Source organism: Asticcacaulis machinosus (genome assembly GCF_028550435.1).
In the GTDB taxonomy this organism is placed as follows: Bacteria; Pseudomonadota; Alphaproteobacteria; order Caulobacterales; family Caulobacteraceae; genus Asticcacaulis; species Asticcacaulis machinosus.
Genome location: NZ_JAQQKV010000002.1, coordinates 1,083,370 through 1,106,294, shown reverse-complemented (window position 1 = coordinate 1,106,294; position 22,925 = coordinate 1,083,370). Strand labels below are relative to the sequence as shown.

The 22,925-nt window shown below is 57.0% G+C and carries 23 protein-coding genes; 16 read left to right on the top strand and 7 right to left on the bottom strand.

Annotated features, from left to right (window positions below; genetic code table 11):
* Positions 1-48: 48 nt before the first annotated feature.
* A complete protein-coding gene (locus PQU98_RS13410; protein ID WP_272745440.1) occupies positions 49-1,473 on the bottom strand; it encodes a leucyl aminopeptidase family protein in 1,425 nt (474 codons plus the stop codon).
* A gap of 108 nt (positions 1,474-1,581) precedes the next feature.
* Between PQU98_RS13410 and PQU98_RS13405 the strand changes: the two genes are divergently transcribed.
* Together PQU98_RS13405 and PQU98_RS13400 are read left to right on the top strand one after the other, a co-directional pair.
* Complete coding sequence (locus tag PQU98_RS13405; RefSeq protein ID WP_272745439.1) at positions 1,582-2,391, top strand: tetratricopeptide repeat protein; 810 nt, start codon at positions 1,582-1,584, stop codon at positions 2,389-2,391.
* A 237-nt stretch (positions 2,392-2,628) separates the two neighbouring features.
* Positions 2,629-3,675 carry a ribonucleotide-diphosphate reductase subunit beta gene (locus PQU98_RS13400; protein ID WP_303649586.1) on the top strand — a complete coding sequence of 349 codons (1,047 nt, stop codon included), beginning with the start codon at positions 2,629-2,631 and terminating at the stop codon, positions 3,673-3,675.
* A 38-nt stretch (positions 3,676-3,713) separates the two neighbouring features.
* Here PQU98_RS13400 and PQU98_RS13395 read toward each other — a convergent pair whose 3' ends face one another.
* A complete protein-coding gene (locus tag PQU98_RS13395; protein ID WP_272745438.1) occupies positions 3,714-3,974 on the bottom strand; it encodes a hypothetical protein in 261 nt (86 codons plus the stop codon).
* A gap of 102 nt (positions 3,975-4,076) precedes the next feature.
* Here PQU98_RS13395 and PQU98_RS13390 point away from each other — a divergent pair, with 102 nt between their 5' ends.
* Together PQU98_RS13390 and PQU98_RS13385 are read left to right on the top strand one after the other, a co-directional pair.
* Positions 4,077-4,280, top strand: a complete 204-nt coding sequence (locus tag PQU98_RS13390) for a hypothetical protein (RefSeq protein ID WP_272745437.1) — start codon at positions 4,077-4,079, stop codon at positions 4,278-4,280.
* A 32-nt stretch (positions 4,281-4,312) separates the two neighbouring features.
* Positions 4,313-5,164 (top strand): alpha/beta hydrolase, encoded by an 852-nt coding sequence (locus tag PQU98_RS13385; protein WP_272745436.1) that lies wholly within the window; start codon positions 4,313-4,315, stop codon positions 5,162-5,164.
* Here PQU98_RS13385 and PQU98_RS13380 read toward each other — a convergent pair whose 3' ends face one another.
* Positions 5,165-5,581: a PEGA domain-containing protein gene (locus tag PQU98_RS13380; protein ID WP_272745435.1), complete on the bottom strand. Its 417-nt coding sequence runs from the start codon at positions 5,579-5,581 to the stop codon at positions 5,165-5,167.
* 251 nt (positions 5,582-5,832) lie between these two features.
* Here PQU98_RS13380 and PQU98_RS13375 point away from each other — a divergent pair, with 251 nt between their 5' ends.
* Positions 5,833-7,320 carry an AMP nucleosidase gene (locus PQU98_RS13375; protein WP_438263881.1) on the top strand — a complete coding sequence of 496 codons (1,488 nt, stop codon included), beginning with the start codon at positions 5,833-5,835 and terminating at the stop codon, positions 7,318-7,320.
* A 323-nt stretch (positions 7,321-7,643) separates the two neighbouring features.
* Complete coding sequence (locus tag PQU98_RS13370) at positions 7,644-9,074, top strand: anthranilate synthase component I family protein (protein WP_272745433.1); 1,431 nt, start codon at positions 7,644-7,646, stop codon at positions 9,072-9,074.
* Between the two features lie 164 nt (positions 9,075-9,238).
* Here the strand turns inward: PQU98_RS13370 and PQU98_RS13365 are convergent, their stop codons facing one another.
* From PQU98_RS13365 to PQU98_RS13355, 3 genes are read right to left on the bottom strand one after another with little or no spacing between them, the layout of a single operon-like run.
* Positions 9,239-9,808 carry a TadE/TadG family type IV pilus assembly protein gene (locus PQU98_RS13365; RefSeq protein ID WP_272745432.1) on the bottom strand — a complete coding sequence of 190 codons (570 nt, stop codon included), beginning with the start codon at positions 9,806-9,808 and terminating at the stop codon, positions 9,239-9,241.
* A complete protein-coding gene (locus PQU98_RS13360; RefSeq protein ID WP_272745431.1) occupies positions 9,808-10,374 on the bottom strand; it encodes a TadE/TadG family type IV pilus assembly protein in 567 nt (188 codons plus the stop codon). The genes PQU98_RS13365 and PQU98_RS13360 overlap by 1 nt, the downstream gene beginning before the upstream one ends.
* A gap of 9 nt (positions 10,375-10,383) precedes the next feature.
* Positions 10,384-10,815, bottom strand: a complete 432-nt coding sequence (locus PQU98_RS13355) for a pilus assembly protein N-terminal domain-containing protein (RefSeq protein WP_272745430.1) — start codon at positions 10,813-10,815, stop codon at positions 10,384-10,386.
* Positions 10,816-11,188: 373 nt separating this feature from the next.
* Between PQU98_RS13355 and PQU98_RS13350 the strand changes: the two genes are divergently transcribed.
* From PQU98_RS13350 to PQU98_RS13305, 10 genes are all read left to right on the top strand, one after another.
* On the top strand, positions 11,189-11,368 hold the full coding sequence (locus PQU98_RS13350) for a Flp family type IVb pilin (RefSeq protein WP_272745429.1): 180 nt from the start codon (positions 11,189-11,191) through the stop codon (positions 11,366-11,368).
* A gap of 122 nt (positions 11,369-11,490) precedes the next feature.
* Entirely contained in the window at positions 11,491-11,667 is a 177-nt protein-coding gene (locus PQU98_RS13345) for a Flp family type IVb pilin (protein ID WP_272745428.1), read from the top strand.
* Between the two features lie 60 nt (positions 11,668-11,727).
* On the top strand, positions 11,728-12,243 hold the full coding sequence (locus PQU98_RS13340; RefSeq protein WP_272745427.1) for an A24 family peptidase: 516 nt from the start codon (positions 11,728-11,730) through the stop codon (positions 12,241-12,243).
* A gap of 293 nt (positions 12,244-12,536) precedes the next feature.
* Positions 12,537-13,454, top strand: a complete 918-nt coding sequence (gene cpaB, locus PQU98_RS13335) for a Flp pilus assembly protein CpaB (protein ID WP_272745426.1) — start codon at positions 12,537-12,539, stop codon at positions 13,452-13,454.
* Positions 13,451-14,896: a type II and III secretion system protein family protein gene (locus tag PQU98_RS13330; RefSeq protein WP_272745425.1), complete on the top strand. Its 1,446-nt coding sequence runs from the start codon at positions 13,451-13,453 to the stop codon at positions 14,894-14,896. The genes cpaB and PQU98_RS13330 overlap by 4 nt, the downstream gene beginning before the upstream one ends.
* 11 nt (positions 14,897-14,907) lie before the next feature.
* Positions 14,908-15,573 carry a CpaD family pilus assembly lipoprotein gene (locus PQU98_RS13325; RefSeq protein WP_272745424.1) on the top strand — a complete coding sequence of 222 codons (666 nt, stop codon included), beginning with the start codon at positions 14,908-14,910 and terminating at the stop codon, positions 15,571-15,573.
* A gap of 13 nt (positions 15,574-15,586) precedes the next feature.
* Complete coding sequence (locus tag PQU98_RS13320) at positions 15,587-17,152, top strand: CpaE/TadZ family protein (protein ID WP_272745423.1); 1,566 nt, start codon at positions 15,587-15,589, stop codon at positions 17,150-17,152.
* Positions 17,153-17,160: 8 nt separating this feature from the next.
* The gene (locus tag PQU98_RS13315; protein ID WP_272745422.1) at positions 17,161-18,735 is read left to right on the top strand and encodes a TadA family conjugal transfer-associated ATPase; all 1,575 of its coding nucleotides are present in this window, start codon (positions 17,161-17,163) and stop codon (positions 18,733-18,735) included.
* 2 nt (positions 18,736-18,737) lie between these two features.
* Positions 18,738-19,715, top strand: a complete 978-nt coding sequence (locus PQU98_RS13310; protein WP_272745421.1) for a type II secretion system F family protein — start codon at positions 18,738-18,740, stop codon at positions 19,713-19,715.
* 8 nt (positions 19,716-19,723) lie between these two features.
* Positions 19,724-20,692, top strand: coding sequence for a type II secretion system F family protein (locus PQU98_RS13305; protein WP_272745420.1), 969 nt, complete (start codon positions 19,724-19,726; stop codon positions 20,690-20,692).
* A gap of 221 nt (positions 20,693-20,913) precedes the next feature.
* Here the strand turns inward: PQU98_RS13305 and PQU98_RS13300 are convergent, their stop codons facing one another.
* Positions 20,914-22,734, bottom strand: coding sequence for a ribonucleoside-diphosphate reductase subunit alpha (locus tag PQU98_RS13300; protein WP_438263880.1), 1,821 nt, complete (start codon positions 22,732-22,734; stop codon positions 20,914-20,916).
* Between the last annotated feature and the right edge of the window lie 191 nt (positions 22,735-22,925).

The following is a 22,925-nucleotide window of genomic DNA, read 5'->3' as shown; positions in this document are numbered from 1 at the left end:
AACCCCGTTAACAGCCAGCCTTAATTTTTAGTGTTCACCGCCAAAGGGTTATAACCCTTTGATAAGACGATACACCGCCCGCAGAGTATGGGCCGCGGCCCCCGCCGGATAGCCCGGCACCCCGCGCGGGTTCCAGCCATAGATATCAAAATGCGCCCACACGCCGGTTGTGGGGGCAAAGCGTTGCAGGAACAGGGCCGCCGTCACCGATCCGGCCTGCGCCCAGCCTTGCGGGTCATTGCGAATATCGGCAATGTCAGATTCCAGCGCGTCCTTATATCCCGCCCACAGCGGCATCCGCCACAGAGGGTCATGTTCGGACAGGCTGGCGATTTCCAAACGGCGGACAATCTCTTCGTCATCGCAATAGAACGGCACGACTTCCGGGCCGAGTGCTACCCGCGCCGCACCGGTCAGCGTCGCAAAATCGAGCGTCAGATCAGGATTGATCTCAGAGGCGCGCGCCAGACCATCAGCCAGCACCAGCCGTCCTTCGGCATCGGTATTGCCAACCTCAATCGTCAGCCCTGCCCGCGAAGACAGCACATCACCCGGCCGGAAAGCCTCCCCGCCGATCGAATTTTCCGCGACACATAACAATATCGACAGCTTTACCGGCAGGTTGGTCGCCATGATCCAGCGCCCCAGCGCCAGCACATGCGCGGCACCACCCATATCCTTTTTCATTAGGGCCATACCGGCCCCGCCCTTCATATTCAGCCCGCCGGTATCAAAGGTAATGCCCTTGCCCACCAGGGCCACTGTTGGGATCGGCAGGCCCTCGCTGCCGATAGGCGACCAGGTGATCTCGATAAAGCGTGGCGCACGAGACTCAGGCGCTGCCCGACCGACCGCATGGATCGCCGGATAGTTTTGCGCCAGCAATTCATCGCCGGTAATAACGGCAATCTCGGCGCCACACTCATCCGCCACCGCACGGGCGGCGGCCTCAAGCTCGGCAGGCCCCATATCCTGTGCCGGGGTATTGATCAGATCACGCGCCAGATTATGGGCGGCCACCTCATGGCCCACGGCCCCGATCTGCGCCGGCGTCAGATCGGCGGTGTCGAGTTTGACCTCACCTCTCTGGTTTTTGCCGCCCTCGCCCTTATAGCGGTCAAAACCGTAAACCCCCATGCCCCACGCCGCATGGATAGCGCAGCGATCAAGGCCGGCATCGGCCTTCAGCACCCAGTTCCCCTTGGGCAGTTGCGGCGGCAGAGCACGAAACAGCATCGGGTTATAGGCCTTACGCGCCCCAAGGCCATACCAGGCCGTCACCCCCTTGCCTTCCGGCAGTAAAATCAAAGTGCCCGCACGGGCCGTAAAGGCGCGCGCACTGGCATAGGCGCGTGTCGCCGGGGACGTTTCTGACAGTCGGGCCGCCAGTTCATCCTCAAACACCGCAATGATCAGATGATCGGGGGCGGACTTGCCAGAGGCATTTGACGTGGATTTCAGCGGCTTGGCCATTTTCGGGTCTCAGGTTTGCGCAGTTTTAACGGTTTTAACCCTATCTTCATCGCTGTCACTGAAATCTTAACGCCGCCGCTCTTTTTGAGTCATATCGGAACCTTGCGCATGGCCTTACTCAAATCCGCCATCATCACCGCCGCCGCGTTGATGGTGATATCGCCCGCCGCCCAAGCCTTTCCGTTTGGTCAGAAAAAAGCCGAGGCGCCCGCCGCTGCTCCCGCCAATAAGGCGGTTCTGCCGGTCAATCGTGAGGAGGCCCTGCGCGCCGATCCTCTGGCCCGGTCGGCCTATTTCGCCCGTGCCTTTGACCGCAGCCCGACCGATGCCCAGGCCGGTATTGACCTCAGCCAGTCTTTACGTGCCCTTGGCCGGTTCGATGAGGCCGCCGATGTCGCCCACCGCGTTTTGTTGTTTGCGCCGAATAATGTCGAGGCCCTGACCGCCGCCGCTCGTGCTCATATTGCCAGTGGCAACGGCTTTTACGCCATTGAACCGCTGGATCAGGCACTGAAGCTGAAACCGAACGACTGGCAAAACTGGTCGCTGATCGGGGTCGCCTATGATCAGTCCAAACGGGGTGCTGAGGCGCAAACCGCATGGGATAAGGCGCTTAAGTTATCACCGGAAAATGCGACCGTCCTCACCAATAAGGCCATATCGGCCGCATCGGCAGGTAAGTTGCCTGAGGCCGAAGCCCTGCTCCGCCGCGCCGTGGCACAGCCGACGGCGACCTTGGCCATGCGTCAAAATCTGGCGCTGATCTTAGGCCTTGAGGGCAAGATGACCGAGGCTGAGGCCCTGCTGCGCCGCGACCTGCCGCCCGCCGTCGCCGATGCCAATCTGGTCTGGTTGCACCACAGCCTGAACGGCCCTGCCAACACCAGAACGTGGGAAGCCCTCAAGGCCGGCAGTTAATCCAGATTTATTGTCACAGCCCAAAAAATCCGGATGCGCACCGTGATCAACCGTGTTAACGAGTAGCCGAATTGATCTGCGTGCTTAATGAGTCCGCATGATCACGGCGGATAAAATTATCCCCAAACCAGACCGACAAACACACACAATATGTAGATATTAACCTAGCCTTAACCACAAACTGTGGTGATATAGGCGACAGTTCAATCGCGTCGCTTACGATTCGGGATATAGTTCATGAGCCTCATCACGTCTGCTTCTTCCTTGCCTGGCCTGCTTACCCCGTCGGGTGCCTATAAGCCGTTCCGTTACCCCTGGGCGTTTGATTACTGGCAAAAGCAGCAGCAGGTGCACTGGCTGCCCGAAGAAGTGCCGCTGGGCGAGGACTGTAAGGACTGGGCCGCCAAGCTCAATGACAATGAACGCAACCTGCTGACCCAGATTTTCCGGTTCTTCACCCAATCCGACATTGAGGTGCAGGACAACTACATGGAAAAATACGCGCGCGTCTTTAAGCCGACCGAAATCAAGATGATGCTGGCCGCGTTCGGTAATATGGAAACCGTCCATATCGCCGCCTATGCGCTGTTGCTGGAAACCATCGGCATGCCGGAGTCGGAATTCGGCGCGTTTATGCAGTATCAGGCCATGCGCGATAAGCACGATTTCATGCAGAAATTCGGCGTCGACAGCAATGCCGATATTGCCCGGACGCTCGCCATGTTCGGCGGCTTTACCGAAGGGCTGCAACTGTTTGCGTCGTTCGCCATGCTGATGAACTTCCCGCGCTTCAACAAGATGAAGGGCATGGGCCAGATCGTGTCGTGGTCGGTGCGCGATGAGAGCCTGCACTGCGAAGGCATCATCAAGCTTTATCACGCCTTCAACAAGGAAACGGGTGCTGTCACCAAGGCTGTGGCCGATGATATCGTCGATTGCTGTAAGAACGTGGTGATGATGGAAGACAACTTCATCGATCTGGCGTTCGAGATGGGCCCGGTCGAAGGCATGACGCCGAACGATATCAAGCAATATATCCGCTACATTGCCGACTGGCGCCTGCGTCAGTTGGAACTGCCGGAAGTCTACGGCGTCAAGGAAAACCCTCTGCCGTGGTTGCAGGTTCTGCTGTCGGGCGTTGAACACGCCAACTTCTTTGAGGCCCGCGCCACGGAATATTCAAAGGCCGCCACCAAGGGTCAGTGGACCGGCGGCGAAGGGGTCTGGGGCGCGTTTGATCAGTTGATGAAAAAACGCTCCGACGCCACGCTGGGCACGAACTAATTCTCTTTCCTCCCCTATCTTCAAAGGGGAGGAAAAAGCTACCCCTGCGAAAATAGCATCAGCCCAAACAATACCGCCGCGCCGATCACATAGCCGACCTTGACGGAGGCAAAGCGCGGGGTCAGCAGGGCACGCGCCACATGTAGTGCCAGCACCAGCCCCAAAAGCTGAAACGACAGACCTGCATTGAACCCAAACGACGTGAAGGCGACAAACACATAGATCAGGCTCAACAGCCAAAACAGCGTCGCCGATATCACCGTCAGCGAATGCCACAATGCCTGACCAAGTTCTTTCATGACCATCCTCCGTGACTGTGCGTCATATAGGGCAATCGCGGTCACGCAAAGCCCTATCATGCCTATAGCTTCGCATCGCTTTCTTATGCTTACGGACATAGCGTGGCCAGACAGCCCGCATTTTCATCAAGCGTGTTCGCCATGACCAACCTGACCTTTATCACTAGTCTGTCCTTAAGCGATCTTGCCGCCCCTTTGAGTGATATGGCCGCAAGCTTTGGCTTGTTTTATCCGCTCTACACACCCGAAGATGAGGCCGAACCCCATCTGCATGAGCCGGAACCGGTCAAGCCGCATCTGCAGTAAATCCAAATCACCGCCCGGCACGTAAGCGACATATGAACAAACGTAGCTTCTTATCGTTTATAGGCTTATCAGGTTTGGCCGCAGCCTTATCCGGCTGCAATACCTTAAGCGCATTCAATACCTTAACGCCCAAGGATGGCGACAGCGAACGTCTGGCGCGTGACATTGCCTATGGCGACGGCCCGCGCCGCAGCTATGATATTTATGGCCCGCGAAAAGGAGCCCAAAACCTTCCCGTCATTGTGTTTTTCTACGGCGGTGGCTGGAATTCCGGCTCGAAGGACGATTATGCTTGGATGGGGCGATCACTGGCCGCCTTAGGCTATGTTGTCGCCATGCCCGATTACCGGCTGGTGCCGGAAGTGCGCTATCCCGATTTCCTGACCGATAGCGCGGCGGCCGTTCGGCATGTCCATGCGAACATCGCCACTCATGGCGGCGATCCTGAACAACTGATTCTGATGGGCCATTCGGCGGGGGCCTATAACGCGATGATGCTAACGCTTGATCCGCAATATATCCCTGATATCGCCATCAAAGCCATGATCGGGCTGGCCGGGCCGTATGATTTTTATCCCTATGATGTGGAGTCGACCATCAATGCGTTTGGGCAATGGCCGCGACCGCGGGAGACCCAACCCATCAACCATGTGCGTAAGTTGGATACACGCTTTTTGCTGATCCACAGTCGCGCCGACACCATCGCCCGCGTGCGCAATTCCGAAGTCATGGCGCAAAAACTCAGGGCCTCAGGCAATGCCGTGACGCTGAAACTCTATGACGACATCAGCCATCAGGACACCGCCGCCGCCTTTTCTGTCCCGTTCCGTAATAAGGCGCCGGTACGCAAAGACGTGGCTGAGTTCCTGATGGCTGTCGGTTAGTTACTGAACCGCCGCGACGGCAGGCGTTTCTTCTTTTTCCAGTTTGACGATCAGGGGATTGGGCACCAGATCCTTCATGGCCCCTGACGATCCGTCAACGGCCGCGCCAATGATCCCACCAACCAGAACATTGCCCGCCATAGCCGCACCGCCGCCGCCTGAGATTTTGTTGGTCACATGGCCGGTCCAGGTCTTGTAACCCGCCTTTGTGATGGTGACATCGAACTCAGATTTGCGCGGCATTTTGATGGAGCACGGCGTGGCGTCACAGAAATAACCGTGCGATGTTTTAACGGACGCCCCAACCGGATCGGTTTCAACGACGAACACATCATTGGTACCGCGCGTGATGGTGGCGCAGCCTGACAAAGCGGCCAGCGCAGCACCGGCTGCGGCCACTAAAACTAATTTTTTCATGGTATTAACCCCTCTTTGAGCCCCGCCCCTAACCTTATGTATCGAATCAGGCTCAGTGTGAGAGGTAACAGAGGCCGACTGACCTCGCAAACAAAATTCTCCCTGTGGCTGTATTCGCAGTTGCAGCAATCACGTTTCCAGACATAATATGGACGTCATGTTTATGCGGCAGGTTCCCTCAAAATGCCGCGGCGGCAACCACTGGTAAAACCCCGGCGTCCATGATAGGTATCGCCATGACAACACAAAATATAACGACACACGCCACGGCCCATGACGCCGTAAACCACCTTAAAACCCTGTATCAGACTTCGGTGACGCAGCTACAGGCCGACCTTCAGGCCTATCTGGCCAATAAGACCAAGCCGTCAAAGGCTCTGCGCGCCGAGGGCCGTTATTGTTACCCCAAACTTATCGTGACCTGGAACGGCGTCGATGAAGACGACGACGAGGATACGCCGGTGCTGGGGCATCGCCACCCGTTCGTCAACCGCGCCTTTGCCCGCTTTTCGCGCCCCGGCGTCTATGCCGGCTCGATCACCCGCCCTGACCTTTACGGCGACTTCATCGAAGAACAGATCGCGCTGATGCAAAAGGATTACGACATCACGATCGAGGTCGGCCTGTCGGATCAGGAAATCCCCTACCCCTATGTGCTGGATGGCGCCGACCTTGATCTCAACAGCGTCTCGGCCGTTGATCTGGCGCGATTTTTCCCGGCGACCGAACTGGCCCTGATCGGCAACGAAGTCGCCGACGGCCACGAAGTCCGCAATGCCGATGGTTCGCACCCGCTGTCGTTGTTTGACGGCCTGCGCTCGGACTTTTCGCTGGCCCGCCTGAAGCACTATACCGGCACCCCGGCGGAACACACTCAGGGCTATATCCTGATGACCAACTATCATCGCTATGTCGATGTGTTCGTCAAATATGCGCTGGAACAACTCAAAGATCCGAACAGCCCCTATACCGCCCTGTCGTGCTGCGGCAACCTGCTGATCACGCGCGACACCCCAAATCCGCTGGAGCTGATCGCCAATTCGCCGTGGCGTAAGCACCAGATGCCAGCCTATCACCTGCTGGCCCCGAACCGTCAGGGCATTACACTGGTCAATATCGGCGTCGGACCGTCGAATGCCAAGACCATAACCGACCACTTGGCGGTGACCCGCCCGCAAGCCTGGCTGATGATCGGCCACTGCGGGGGCTTGCGCCCGTCGCAAAGCATCGGCGATTATGTGCTGGCCCACGCTTACCTGCGTGACGATCATGTGCTGGATGATGTGCTGCCGGTCGAAATCCCCATCCCCGCCATTGCCGAGGTTCAGGTCGCCCTGCAACAGGCCTGCGTCGAAGTTACCGGCGAAAACCCGGATCAGCTTAAGCGGCGCCTGCGCACCGGCACGGTCGTCACCACCGATGACCGCAACTGGGAACTGCGATATTCCTTAAGCGCCATCCGCTTTTCACAGTCGCGTGCGGTGGCCATCGATATGGAAAGCGCCACCCTGGCAGCCCAAGGCTATCGGTTCCGGGTGCCTTACGGCACGCTGCTGTGTGTGTCGGATAAGCCGCTGCACGGGGAGCTGAAACTGCCGGGTCAGGCCAACCATTTCTATGAGCGGGCGATTTCTGAGCATATCGACATCGGTATCAAGACGATGGATATCCTGCGCGATGCCGGGTCGCGGCTGCATTCACGTAAGCTGCGCGCGTTTGATGAACCGCCATTTCGGTGATGCTCACCCGAAGGTTTGGCGCGTCGCGCCAATAGGTTTCGGGTGGAATAAAAAGCCAAATCTGAATGAAGGGCCGCCCCAAATTCAGATTTGACTATATGCCCCCACCCCGAAGTACCCGAAGGGCAACTTTGGGGTGATCAACATAAAAATATGCGCCCGAAATCTGGTATGATTTGGGCGCACATAAGGATCAATGGACCTCCATCCATAGGCTTAAGGCTCCATACGACAACACCAAGAGAGGGCAGTTGCGAAAAGGGGCTTTAACCTAGTATTAGTGTGATCCTTCAAATGGTTATTATCGAATCAAGAAGTTGTGAATGTCGGCCTTCGCCACCCCTCTAAGTCACCTGCATGTGATCCGGCTGCCATTCGTAGCGCCGGAGACGTTGTTCGAGGCATGGTTTGAAGCCGACCATAGCGTAGGCCTGATTTCCGATGGCGGCCCGCAAGGGAGATGGTCGTACTTAAGTTGCTATCCTGATGGTGTGACCACGCTGGAGTTTGAAGACGACACAGACCCGAAAAGTCTTTTGAAACAGTCGATTCTACCGTTTGAGCAGAGCAAATCCCCCGCGAAACTCAGCGGCGATACCGTCACCGACCTGCCACCCTTTACCGGCGGTGTAATCGCGCTGGCCTCATTCGAGATGGGCATGCGCTTTGAATCCTTAAAAAAGCGTCCGTTCCGTATCGAAGGGCGTAAGGCGTGGCCTGAGTTACATATCCTGCGTTACCCCGCTGTTCTCGCCTTTGATCACAGAACGCGCACGCTTTTGTCATTGGGCCGCGGCCGCGATGACTATACCGCGCGCAATGCCGCCGACATGATGCGCAAAGCCTTTAACGCCGCGCTCAAACATCCGGCAACCGGCCTGATCCGTTCCGGCCCACTGGTACAGGCCCCTCTCACCTTAGAAACCAGCGATCAGGTGCACGAAGATAAGGTGGCAAACCTGATCCAGCAAATTCACGCCGGCGACCTGTTTCAGGCTAATCTGGCGCGTGGCTGGCAAGGCACGCTGAAAGATGATGTAACCCTGGGCCGTGTTTTGCGTGACCTTAACCGGGCGGGCCCAGCTCCCTTTGGGGCAGGCTTACGCCTAAAAGGGCGCGCCATCATTTCCAACAGCCCGGAACGGTTCATATCTTTACGATCCGACGGCCATCTGGAAACGCGCCCGATCAAAGGCACCCGCCCGCGCGGCGCCACCCCCACCGCCGATAAAACTTTAAGTGACGCCCTGCTGACAAGCCCCAAGGACCGCGCCGAAAACCTGATGATTGTCGATCTGATGCGCCATGACTTGTCCAAGGTCAGTGAGGTCGGATCGGTTAAGGTAACCGCGCTCAACGCCCTTGAAACCTACCCCAGCGTGCACCATCTGGTCTCGACCGTGACGGGGCAGCTTTCGCCCGGCCTTGATGCCGCCGATGTCATCTGCGCCACCTTCCCGCCCGGCTCGATTTCCGGCGCGCCCAAGGTGCAGGCGCTTAAGGTCATTCAGGAATTAGAGGCCCCGCGCGGCCCCTATTGCGGGTCGCTGATGGTGATTGATGCCGAAGGCGGCATGGACTCAAGCGTCCTGATCCGCACTATAGCGCTTGAAAAAGACGACCACAGCGTCTGGCATTTGCGGGTGTGTGCCGGCGGCGGCATCGTCGCCGACAGCGTGCCGCATGAGGAGCGTATCGAGACCGAGACCAAGCTCAAGCTGATCCGGTCGGTACTCGAAGGGACGGTTAGTTAGAACTCCCCTGAGGCAGGCAGGGCTATCGCATTCTTAGAACCTCCCCTCATGGAGGGGAGGAGGAGGCCGACAGGGCCGGAGGTGGGGTCAAACCCCGGCCAGATTAACCCCACCTGTCACTCCGTGACATCCTCCCCTAAAATTAGGGGAGGTTCTTTGGATCATTAAGACGATTTGCGCACCACCACGCTGCCATTGCGCGGATGGTGATAGAATACATCGTCAAAGGTCGATGTCGCTGGCAGGAAGCTATGTAGAGGGGAATCGTAATCATATTCCACCTCAGTCACGATCAGGCTTTGGCCGACAGGTAACTGAGTTGTGGTAATGGCCGTAATCACCGGCGACGCATCTGTATTTTTTTCAGTCCAGGTGTGGGTGTCGCTCCAGATGACCTTAGCCCTATTGTCGGTCCCCATAGTCACGCAGGTTAGCCTGATCTTGAGCGCGGCGCCGCCCTCAAAAGGATTGATAATGTTATCGCCAATCTCGAACAAATCGGTGATATTGGCGTTGGTCAGGCTTTCCGACTGCGCAGCCAGATCCCCCACGGACGCGGCCAGATGCGACGCTTTGCGCGACGCCATCATGCCCAGGGCCAGTTCTGCCAGGCCCAGATAAAGCGTAATCAGAATAGGCGCGATCAAAGCAAATTCCAGCGCCGATACGCCCCACCGGTCTTTGACGAACCGGCGCAGTGTATTGAGCGGATTGAGGCGACGCATAATACCCATCAGAACGGCTCGTTTCTAAAGACAACCTGCGTGGTCAAAACCGCATCGCCATTCGACAGGGTTGACATGCCTGCATTCAGCAGCGGCGTCATCAGGGTGTAGGAATAATAGGCGCTGACCAGTTGGATCTGGCTTGACCCGCCCAGATCATAGCTAAAATTGGCCTCTTCGAATTCTCCGTCTTCGATCGGCGGCGTCATGTCGACCAGCGCGAAGTTGTCAAAAGTTTCGACATCGATCTGAAGGTCGCTCATGCAGGTCGCGGCCACCCAGCCCATATTGTCGCAGATTTGCTGGCGAAAGCTGGTGGCATCGGAGTTTTCGCCGGTCAGAATACCCATGCGGATTTCACGCGCGGCCGACTGGGTGGCATTATCCAAAAGCACACTGACGATGATAAACAGCGCCAATTCCAGACAGCCGAAAATCAGCATAATAAAAGGGATAGCGATCAGGGCAAACTCAACGGCGACAGCGCCTTTGCGATCGCGCACGCCCGCCATCGCTCTGGCCATCGCCCGGGCGCGTATCCGTTGTAAGGTTTTGCGATATTTGCCCAGCATCATGGCCACAACTTACGGCACCGTTGCCACTTCGGTGGCAGGCCCGCCCGCCGCATCGTCCTGCGGTTGGCAAATCTGGCTGCAAACCACCGAAGACGCCTTAAGCCCCTTATAGACATTGACGACGCCCTTACCATTGGACGCCTGGCCCACCACCACATCGCTGTCGAAGATCACCCGGCCATACTTATCGGTAATGGTCACGCCTGAGCGCCCGAAGCTGCGGCCCACTATAAATATTGTGCGCGTATCGACCACAGTGACATCGGCGATATCCGGATTACCAACAATGACATTGCCCGCAGGCGCCGACAAAGAAACACGTGTAGAATGGTTCTTTTCAATTTGCAGCTTTTGCGCCGCGGTCGCGGGCGAGGCCATAAGGGCCGCAAAACCGATAACTGACAGGCCGAAAGTCGCGGCGGCTTTGAATATTAAGGCCATATAAGAATCCATTCTGGTCTTGATAAACCCCGTCAAAACGAGGCGCATGAGGACATATTAGGCGAAAGCCCTAAGCGTCCGGTTAGGAAATGTGGTAAACAAAAAATATTTAAAAATACTAAATGCAATATTAACGTGGAAAATATGAATTAATTCATCGAAAACTATGATTAATAGAAATTAAAGTTAATATCAATTCATAGTAAATATCAGTTAACTATAGATAATTTTACAAATCCCTTATTTGTTTACTCGTAATTAATCACAGTTCGCTAAATTCATTCTCGTGTTCGGGAGCCATTGACCCATTTACAGGGGCCCGAAACAAGTAAATGGATCAATTACTCTAACCTAATCTGTAAGGAAGTTCCTCATGATCAAGTTTGTAAAGTCTTTCGCCAAGAACGAATCCGGCGCAACGGCCATTGAATATGGCCTGATTGCTGCCCTGATCGCCGTCGCTCTGATCACCGTTCTGGGCACGATGAGCACCCAACTGGAAGCCACCTTCCAGAACGTTGAAGACGAACTGACGGCTGCTAACGCAGGTTAATGTTCAGGTCGTGATCGACCCGATATAAAACATGAGAGGCCGCAGATGCGCAGGTATCTGCGGCCTTTTACTATGAGTGTATGCGGCGGACACCTACTCAGCTTTCAATTAAGGAAGGCACAATGATTAAAGCCTTTATTGAGGACGAACGCGGGGCTACCGCCATCGAATACGGACTTATAGCCGCGTTGATGTTTCTGGTTGTTGCAACGGCAATATCCCAGGTCGCTGACGAAAACGAAAAAATGTACGATAAGATCAGTGCGAGCATTGAAGAGGTAACCTCCAGAACACCTTAAACTCTTCTAAGGGTTTTAGTGCTTTTCTGCAGGTTCATTTGACTTTGGATTTTTAGTGTCATGACTCTGCTGAATATATCAGTCACCGCCTTTATGCTTATCTACCCGGCCTGCCTGTTGTGGGCGGCGATCAGCGATATCCGTACCATGACCATTTCCAACCGCCTGTGCCTTATTCTGGCTGGCGGTTTTTATCCGGCCGCCTTGTTGCTGGGCTTAAGCTTGCCCCTGATTGGCCTGCATACCCTGCTGGCGTTTGGCGTGCTTTTGGCCGGTATGGCCATGTTTGCCGCCGGATGGATGGGCGGCGGCGACGCTAAACTGATGACAGCCGCCAGCCTGTGGCTGGGCCTTAGCGCCACACTACCGTTTGTGTTTTATGTGGCTATCGCCGGGGGCGCACTGACCCTGCTGTTCCTGATTTTACGCAAGGTCTTTAAACGCACTGAGACCATGACCGAGTGGCAGAAACGCCTGATGACCGATAAGGGCGGCGTGCCTTATGGTGTCGCGATTTTCGCCGGTGCGCTGCTGGCCGCCCCGCACGGCGCGTTGTTTAAGCTGGCGGGATTGTAATCTGAATCTCCTCCCCATTTCATGGGGAGGTGGCAGCCCGTTAAGGCTGACGGAGGGGTATATAGCCGTCCGTACCCCTCCGTCTCGTAAACTCGACACCTCCCCACACGTGGGGAGGAGAGACTCCCCTGCAACAGGGGAGGTTCTTAAGATGGAAAAACACCGTCAAATTAATAAATTAACACATGACCGCCTTTCTTTAGGCAGACGTTAACCACCCTTAATACATGGTCAATCTGAGTTGATTCATTCTGCACGCCATTAGGCGCGTCAGCACTGAGGGATAAGGTTTTATGAAGGCATCACGCATCGTCGTGTTCGGGGTGGCTGCTATTGCAGCGCTGCTGCTGGCCTTTGTCGTGCGCGGACTGGTTTCCGGTAAGGGCTCAAAGCAGGCCTCGGCCTCACAGGTTGCCGTCGCCGCCGTGCAGGTACCGACCGTCAAGGTGCTGGTCGCCGCCCGCGACCTAAAGCCCGGTGAGCGTCTGGCCGAAGCGGATCTGACCTGGATGGAATGGCCCGAAGCCTCACTGACCGCCGCCTACACCACCGATGGCGAGGTCACGGTGCCTCTGCCGCCCGAAGAAGAAACCAAGGTCGAAACCAAGGTCAAGACGGCCGCTAAAAAAGCCGGTGAAGTCGCTGAAAAAGCGATGGCCCCGACCAAGGGCATGGAAGGCTATCTGAACGGTGTGGTGCGCGAAGAAATCACCAAGAACGAGCCGATCACTGACCGTAAGATCGTCCGCGCTGACGAGGGCGGGTTCATGGCCGTGATGCTGGAGCCGGGCAAGCGCGCGATGGCGGTACCGATTTCCGCCGAAAATGCCGCCGCGGGCTTTATCCTGCCCGGCGACCGCGTCGACATCATGGTCAGTCGCGAAATCCCAAGCACCAATGGCGGGCGCAACCAGTATATTGTCGAGCCGGTTTTGCGTAATATCAAGGTTCTGGCGATCGATCAGAACATTCAGGCCGCCGCTGATCAGGCCGCCGTTGTCGGCGCCACGGCGACCCTTGAACTGGCGCCCGAAGATGGTCAGGCGCTGGCCCTGGCCCGCTCTCAGGGGTCTTTGTCACTGATGCTGCGCTCTTATGCCGATGTCGGCGCCGCCAGCGGGCGGGTGAATTCACAAGATACACAGACGGCCACCAATACCGTGCGTGTCTTCCGCAACGGTCAGGCATCGGAGGTCACAGTCGCCCGATGAATAAACTAAAACCTTTTATCCTTCCGGCCCTTATGGCCGCCGCAGCACTTGCCTGTGCCGGCCATAAAGCGTCCGCGGAACCGCTTGGCTCAGGCATGGCCGTCACGACCCAGACCGGTACTGTGAAGACTGAGATTCTGAACCTGCCCAAAGGCCGCTCCGCCATTGTCGATCTGCCGGTCGAAGCGCGCGATGTGTTTGTCTCCAACCCTACTGTCGCCGATGCCGTGCTGAAAACACCCAAGCGCATATTTGTGCTGGGCGTCGCACCGGGTCAGTCGGACGCCATTTTCTTTGACGGTCTGGGGCGCCAGATCCTGAACCTTAGCATTCGCGTCGATGCCCCGACCGATCAGTTGTCCGAGACGATTTCACGCCTGTTCCCCGGCGCGCAGGTCGAAGCCCAGAGTCTGAACGGCAAGATCCTGCTCTCGGGTATGGTGTCCAGCAACGGCGAGGCCGATCAGGTGCAGCGGCTGGCGGCGTCGTTCGTACAAAAGCCCGAAGACGTCATCAACATGCTGTCCATCCGCGGGCAGGATCAGGTCATGCTCAAGGTGCGCGTGGCCGAAGTACAACGCTCAACCATCAAACAATTGGGTTTTGACACCAATGCCATTATTGGACGTTTGGGCGGTGGAGACAATTTCACCTTCACCAATAGCCCCGGCTACAGCATCAATGGCGTGCTGTTGGGGGGATTAACGGGCAATTATGCCCAGTCTAATCCAGCGTCGTCGGGCTTGAGTGCCGTTGATGCCACCATCGAAGCCTTTGAGCGCGTTGGCCTTATGCGCACGCTGGCAGAGCCTAACCTGACGACGGTTTCAGGTGAATCGGCCAAATTCCTGGCGGGTGGTGAGTTTCCAGTACCGACGGGTCAGGATAACCAAGGCCGAATATCGGTTGAGTTCAAACCCTTTGGCGTCGGCTTAGGCTTCACGCCGGTTGTGCTGTCGAGCGGGCGCATCGCGCTGAAACTGTCAACCGAAGTATCTGAGTTGTCGGCCAACGGATCGATATCCCTGACCGACACTCTCAACATTCCGGCCATCTCGGTCCGTCGGGTTGAAACCAGCGTGGAAATGGCGTCCGGGTCATCCCTGATGATCGCGGGCCTGTTGCAATCGGAATATCGTCAGGCCGTAGACGCCCTGCCTGGCATGACCACCCTGCCCGTTATCGGAAGCCTGTTCCGGTCGCGCGATTTTCTGAACCGGGAGACCGAACTGGTGGTGATCGTCACCCCCTATATCGTCTCCCCCACCCGCCCGGATGCCCTGCAAAGTCCGGCTGACAATCTGCAAATCGCCCACGACCTGTCCAGCACCTTTATCGGCAATATGAACAAGGTCATCAAGGATCGCGGTGGGCAGCCTCCGCAAGGCTCTGGCGGCGCCGGTTCCGGCTATCAGGCCCCTGTCGGCTATGTGATCGAATAGGAGTTGATAAGATGAAAACAGCTCTGATCCCGGCTCTTTTTTTTGGTGGTGCGCTGCTGTCAGGCTGCGTCACGGATGGTCAGCCCACGGCCAGCGCCCCGGTTCTGCCCCCGGTACTGCCGACCACGCAGTATGCGCTTGAGGCGCAGGCCAGAGAAGATGCGCCGGTACATTTGCGTTTTAAGACGGACCATCTGTCGGCCAACCAGATGACGGCGCTGAATAACCTCAGTGCCCGTGCCACAAACGCCGATGTCATCATCACCACCGGCCCCAGCCCTGCAGCTATGGATCATGGCCGCACCGTCAGCGATTATCTGATGGCCAAAGGCGTCGATGGCCGCTCGCTTAAGCTTCAGACAATGACCGAGCACCCGACTGATATCGTGTCCCTGACGCTGATTAGCTACCGAGCGAATCGGCCGGATTGTAACCGCGCGTGGGAAAACCTGTCGCGCACTGCCAGCAACACCCCTTACGCCAACTATGGTTGCGCCGTGACGGCCAATATGGCGGCTCAGATCGCTGATCCGCGCGACATCGCCGCCCCTGCCGCGAGCACACCATCTGATGCCGGCCGCAAGTCGGTTATCATGGATAAATACCGTAAGGGCGAAGTCACGGCTTCTGAGGATAATGCCGCCGCCGCCTCTGCCATTTCCGACGCGGTTCAGTGAGGTAAGGTCAACCATGTCTGCGACACCGAATTCACATAGCCGGATTAAAGATCCTTTCGACGACGATGCTTTTCCATCGGTCGGCAATGTACCCGATCCGTTTGAAACCTTTGATGCGAATGACAGCTTTGGTCAGGGTTTGGCCCACAACACAGCCCAGGCCGGATACGACTTCGACGAAGACTATGAGGGCGATCTGGATCTGATCACCCCCGAACTGGCGCCCCAAGCCTTGTCCAGTCAATCTTTAGCGCGCGTAGAAGCCAGCACTGTGGGCGGCATTACCGATCCGTTTCTGGACGAAGCCGATATCCCCCTAAGGCCCGCCACCTCAGCGGCCTACAGTGCACCCGCGATCAACCCGTTCATGGATGATGACGATTACGATACGGTATCGATCCCGCGCATCGGCATTCATTTTTTCATGGAATCCGATGACAGCGCTCAGGTCTGCGAGACCGTATCTGCCGATCGTCGCATGACCCGCGCCCAGTGCATGGTGCGCACGGGCGGCATATCCGAAGCCATCCATGCCTATGGTGATCAGCCAACACCCTCTCTGATTATCGTCGAAAGCCATTCGCGTGGCCGTGATTTGATGAACGAACTGACCGATCTGGCTCAGGTCTGCGATGCCGGCACCAAGGTCGTGGTCATCGGTGCCCATAATGACATCCAGCTCTACCGTGAGCTGATGCGTCAGGGTGTCAGCGAATATATGGTGGCCCCTGTTCAGCCCCTGCAACTAATCAAGTCGATCGCGTCGCTGTTTACCGACCCCGACACACCATTTGTCGGGCGTGCGATTGCCTTTGTCGGTGCCCGCGGCGGGGCAGGATCGTCGTCACTGGCCCACAATTTTGCCTACAACCTGTCCGAAAGCCTGCAATCGAACACAGTCATTGTCGATTACGATCTGCCGTTCGGCACCGCCGGTCTCGATTTCAATCAGGACCCGCTGCAGGGCATGGCCGATGCACTCAATGAGCCTGACCGCCTTGATCCGGTGCTGCTCGACCGGATGCTGACCAAGTGCGGGGAGCGCCTGTCGCTGTTTTCGGCCCCGGCCTCGCTCGATCAGGACTACACCGCCGGTGAAGATGCCTATGAGGACGTGACGCGCAAAATCCGCTCATCCGCCCCCTATATCGTCATGGATCTGCCCCATGTCTGGACGCCGTGGCTGAAGAAAAACCTTATTACCGCCGATGATGTGGTGATTGTGGCAACGCCCGATCTGGCCTCACTGCGCAATGCCAAGAACATTGTCGACCTGTTGAAAACCTTCCGGCCCAATGACGCCGCGCCTAAGCTGGTGCTGAACCAGACCGAAATGCCCGGCCGCCCGGAAATTCCGGTCAAGGATTTCACCGCCGCCATTGGCCTGACGCCCGCCGCCGTGATCCCCTTTGATGCCAAACTGTTCGGTCAGGCCTCCAATAACGGTCAGATGATTGCCGAATGCGCCCCGACCTCAAAGGTACACGAAGGCCTGACCCAGTTGACCGCTGTACTCACCGGCCGTCAGGTCGAGGTCAAGGCACCCAAATCCTTCCTCGCCAAGCTGTTCAAGAAGTGAGGCCATAGGTGTTTGGAAAGCGTCCCGGCGAACAGGTAAAAAGCGGCTTTGGCAGCAAGCCCGCGCCCTCGGCGGCAGGTGCCCCTGTGGCTGTGGCTGTGGCTGAGCCCGCCCCCGAACCTGCGGCCACACGCACCCAAGCCTTAGGCGGCAAACCATCTGCCGAAAAAGCCCGCGCGGCGGAAAAGCCTGCTCGCAAACCCGACGCCGTTCCGGAAAAACGTGAAGCTGCCCCCGCGACCGCTAAACTGGCGCAAGGTTTGGATCAACTGCATAAGGCGCAGGCGGTCACCGAGATCGTGCGTGAGCAGTCGGACTACTATCACGCGACCAAGACGGCCATTTTCAACGCCCTGCTGAACACGATTGATCTGGCCCAGTTGGCTCAGCTCGATCACAAGGCGGCTGCCGAAGAAATCCGCGATATCGTCGCCGAACTGGTGGCCATCAAAAACGTCTCCATGTCGGTGTCCGAGCAGGACAACCTGATTCAGGACATCATCAACGATGTTCTGGGCTATGGCCCGCTGGAGCCACTGCTGGCGCGCGACGACATCGCCGATATTATGGTGAACGGCGCTCAGCGCGTGTTCATCGAAGTCGGCGGCAAGGTGCAACTGACCAATGTCCGTTTCCGCGACAACCAGCAACTGATGAACATCTGTCAGCGGATCGTCTCTCAGGTCGGTCGCCGCGTCGATGAAAGTTCCCCCATCTGTGACGCCCGTCTGCCCGACGGATCGCGGGTGAACGTCATCGCCCCGCCACTGGCACTCGATGGCCCGACCCTGACCATCCGTAAGTTTAAAAAAGACAAGCTGACTATGCGCAATCTGGTGGAGTTTAAATCCATCAGCCCCGAAGGCGCGCGGGTTTTAGGCGTTATCGGGGCATCACGCTGTAACGTGCTGATCTCAGGCGGTACCGGTTCGGGCAAGACAACCCTGCTCAACACGCTCACCGCCTTTATTGACCCGACCGAACGGGTCGTGACCTGCGAAGACGCTGCCGAACTACAGCTTCAGCAGCCGCATGTGGTGCGCCTTGAAACCCGTCCCCCCAATCTTGAGGGTCAAGGCATGATTTCGATGCGCGATCTGGTTAAGAACTGTCTGCGGATGCGGCCTGAGCGTATCATCGTCGGCGAAGTCCGTGGCCCCGAAGCCTTCGATTTGCTTCAGGCCATGAACACCGGCCACGACGGATCGATGGGTACACTGCACGCCAACTCCCCGCGCGAAGCTATCTCGCGTCTGGAATCGATGATCACTATGGGCGGCTATGGCCTGCCGTCGCGAACCATCCGCGAAATGATCGTAGGCTCGATTGATATCATTGTGCAGGCCGCCCGTCTGCGTGACGGGTCACGCCGTATCACTCACGTCACCGAAGTTCTGGGCCTCGAAGGCGATGTGATTATCACCCAGGATCTGTTTATCTATGACATCGAAGGCGAGGACAAAGACGGCAAGATCATGGGCCGCCACCGCTCTACCGGCATCGGCCGCCCGCGCTTCTGGGATCGCGCCCGCTATTACGGCTTAGAGCGCGAACTGGCTGAAGCTTTGGACGCGGCAGAATAACCATGCTCACCACAATCCTCATTGCGGTCTTGAGCTTCGTCATTCTGGCCAGCCTTGGCTATGTGCTGACGTCAGACGGCAACGGTTCTCAGGTGGCCGTCAAGCGTGCTCAGGCCATTGCTGCGGCGGATCCCAGCCGCGCCAAGCGCCAGAAAAGCCAAAGCCGCACCCCCGAAGAACGCCGCAAGGCCATCATGCTGCAACTGAAAGAGGCTGAGCGCAAGGAACGCAAAGCGCGCCTGACCCTGACAGCGCGTATGACCCATGCCGGTTTAACCCCCAATCTGACCCGTTTTTGGGTCACCAGCGTTATTTTGGGGGTTGTGTGCGCGGTCGGTGTATTTTTACTTAAACCCAATGCCCTTGTGGCGCTGGGTGCCGGCTTTGGCGCCGGTTACGGACTGCCGCGTTGGGTGTTAAGCTTTATGGCCAATGGTCGCCAGAAGAAATTCACCCGTGATTTCCCCGACGCCCTCGATATCCTGACGCGCGGCATCAAATCGGGCCTGCCGGTACACGATTCACTAAAAGTCATTGCCCGTGAAGGTGCGGCCCCTCTTGGCCCGGAATTTCAGCGGCTGGTCGACAATATAGGTGGCGGCCGAACGATCGTCGAAGCGCTCGACATCATGTATGAGCGTCTGCCGACGCCGGAACTAAAGTTTTTCACCATTGTACTGGCGATCCAGCAAAAGACCGGCGGCAACCTGGCCGAAGCCTTGCAAAACCTGTCGAACGTCCTGCGCGCCCGTAAGATGATGCGCGAAAAGGTTAAGGCCCTGTCGTCCGAAGCCATTGCCTCAGCCTCGATCATCGGTTCGCTACCGCCGGGCGTGGCTGTCATGATTTTCCTGTCGCGGCCTGACTATATCCGCGTCATGTTTACCGATCCGCGCGGTCAGATGATGCTGGCGGCCGGTCTGGTGTGGATGGGGCTCGGCATTTTGTCGATGCGTAAAATGATTAACTTCAAGATGTAGACGGACACATGACTGATTTTGCCGCCCTCATCATGGAACCGGGTAACCTGATTGCGATCGGGGTGGCGGTGCTTGTGTTCTTCACCTGCATCACCATCGGCAAAAGCATGGTCACCGGCCAGGAACTGGATAAGCGCCTCAAGGCCGTCGCTCACCGCCGTGACGAACTGCGCCGCCAATCGCGCCTGAACATCAATAAGGATTCCGGCCTGAGACAACGTGACGAAGGCGTTTACAAACAGATCGTTGAGCGGCTGAACCTTAAGACCCTGCTCGAAGACCCCAAGGTGGTCGACAGTCTGGCCATGGCCGGGTTTCGCGGCCCACGTCCGGTTTCGACCTTTTACTTCTTTCGTTTTGTCATGCCGTTTGTGCTGGCCGCCTCCGCAGCGCTTTATGTGCTGGTGATTAATCCGGGTGTGATGCAGCCGAATATGAAGCTTTTGGCAGTCGTGGGCGCACTGGTCGCCGGCTATTATGCACCGAACATTTATATTAAAAACCTGGCCTCCAAGCGCCGGGACTCCATTGTCGCGGCCTTTCCCGATGCGCTCGATCTGTTGCTGATCAGCGTTGAGGCCGGCATGTCGGTCGAAAGCGCCATTCAGAAAGTGTCACAGGAAATCGGCGCCAGTTCAATTGAGCTGGCCGAAGAGTTATCCCTGCTGGTGGCGGAACTGTCCTACCTGCCGGAACGCCGTCTGGCCTATGAGGGCCTGTCACGCCGCACCAACCACCCCGGCATCAAGTCGGTGTGCACGGCCATGATTCAGGCGGAAAAATTCGGTACGCCGCTGGGGTCGGCCCTGCGGGTCATGGCCAAGGAAAACCGCGAAATGCGTATGTCGGCCGCCGAGAAAAAAGCCGCCGCCCTGCCGGCACAGTTGACCGTGCCGATGATCGTGTTTTTCTTACCCGTGCTGTTTCTGGTGATCCTTGGCCCTGTTGCCCTCAAGATCATGGATATGAAGAAGTGATTTCATCTCAAAGTTTGTGGCCCTTCTGGCCAAAATACTTTGAGATGGGTCAATAACGAAAAAATCCCATCGGAATTATCCAATGGGATTTTTTGCTTTTGTTACTATTGCGCTGATTAAAAATCGTGAGATTTGTGGCGAGTATTAGGCGCCTAGCGCCGCAGGTACAGATAGTACCTGCAAGCGACGGCAACGACATAATCGGCCAAAGACCGCGATTTTTACTGGCAAGCCAAGCATTCTTCATAGTCAGTCTTAGCGGCATTGGCCATCGACACGACCGCTTCCTTGCCTTCCGAGCCCGCAAAGGCGGCGCGTTGCACCGACTTTGAACGCAGATAATAAAGCGATTTGACGCCCTGTTCCCACGCGGTCCAGTGCAGCATGTGCAGATCCCACTTATCGACGTCGCCGGGCAGGAAGATATTGAGCGACTGCGACTGGCAGATTTCCGGCGCACGGTCAGCGGCCAGTTCAACCACCCAACGCTGATCGATTTCAAACGCGGTTTTGAAGATATCCTTTTCGTCGTCGCTTAGAGCGTCCAGATGCTGGATCGAGCCTTCATGCTCCACGATCGAATCCCAGATTTCGAGCGTATCGAGACCTTTTTCGGCCAGCAGCGCCTTGAGATAAGGGTTCTTGACCGCGAATGAACCCGACAGGGTTTTATGGGTATAGATATTGGCCGGAATCGGCTCGATACCTGCCGACGTCCCGCCGCAGATGATCGAGATCGAGGCGGTCGGCGCGATGGCCAATTTGTGCGAGAAGCGTTCCATGACGCCGCGCTCGGCGGCATCGAGGCAGGCACCGCGTTCTTCAGCCAGCTTGACGGACGCCTTGTCGGCTTCACGGCGCAGGTGCTTAAACAGGCGCAGATTCCACGACTTGGCCATAGCCGATTCAAACGCAACCCCTTGAGATTGCAGGAAGGAGTGGAAGCCCATCAGGCCTAAGCCCACCGAACGCTCACGTTGCGCCGAATATACCGCCGCTTCCATAGAATTGGGCGCGCTCTGGATGAAGTCTTCGAGGACATTATCGAGGAAGCGCATGATGTCTTCGACAAAGCGCGGGTGATCGCGCCATTCCAGGAAGGTCTCGGCATTGACCGACGACAGGCAGCATACGGCGGTGCGGTCGCGGTTCAGATGGTCAGCGCCGGTGTGCAGCATAATTTCCGCGCACAGGTTCGACTGACGCACCTTCAGGCCCAGTTCGCGCTGATGCTGCGGCATCGCACGGTTCACGGTGTCGGCAAAGATCAGATAGGGCTCACCCGTCTGCATGCGGATTTCAAGAATTTTCTGCCACAGGGCACGGGCATCGACAAACTTGATGATCTCGTCATTCTTGGGCGAGCGCAGGCCGAACGGATTGCCGTCACGTACCGCTTCCATAAATTCGTCAGTGATCGAAATGCCGTGGTGCAGGTTAAGCGCCTTACGGTTAAAGTCGCCCGACGGCTTGCGGATTTCGAGGAATTCTTCGATTTCAGGGTGGTGGATATCGATATAGACGGCGGCCGAACCGCGGCGCAGCGACCCCTGAGAGATCGCCAAGGTCAGCGAATCCATCACGCGGATAAACGGAATGATGCCTGAGGTCTGACCGGCACCCTTGACCTTTTCACCGATGGAGCGCACGCCGCCCCAATAGGTACCGATACCACCGCCGTTCGACGCCAGAGCGACGTTTTCGTTCCAGGTGCCGACAATGCCCTCAAGGCTGTCCGGCACCGAATTCAGAAAGCACGAGATCGGCAAACCGCGCGACGCACCGCCGTTCGACAGCACCGGCGTCGCCGGCATGAACCACAATTGCGAAATATAGTCATAGATGCGCTGGGCATGTTCGGCGTCGTCGGCATAGGTGGTGGCCACACGCGCAAACATATCCTGATAGGATTCCCCCGGCATCAGGTAGCGGTCATCCAGAGTCTTTTTGCCGAAGTCAGTCAGCACGGCATCCCGTGACGGATCGGTAACCACTTGTTTTACCAGCTTGAATTCGGCGCGCGCCTTGGGGCGAACCTCCATAAAGGACTTCATCATCGGCACGGATTCACGCTTGACGGCATCATTTACGGACATACAACTCACCCAAAAAAGCAAAAAACGCTCCAGCCCGGAGCTCACAAAGCCTATAGCGTGAACACTATATCTAGTGCCGACCCCTACTGCCCGAACCAAATATGGGGCCTGAAACGCGGTTTCGTCAAACGGTTTTT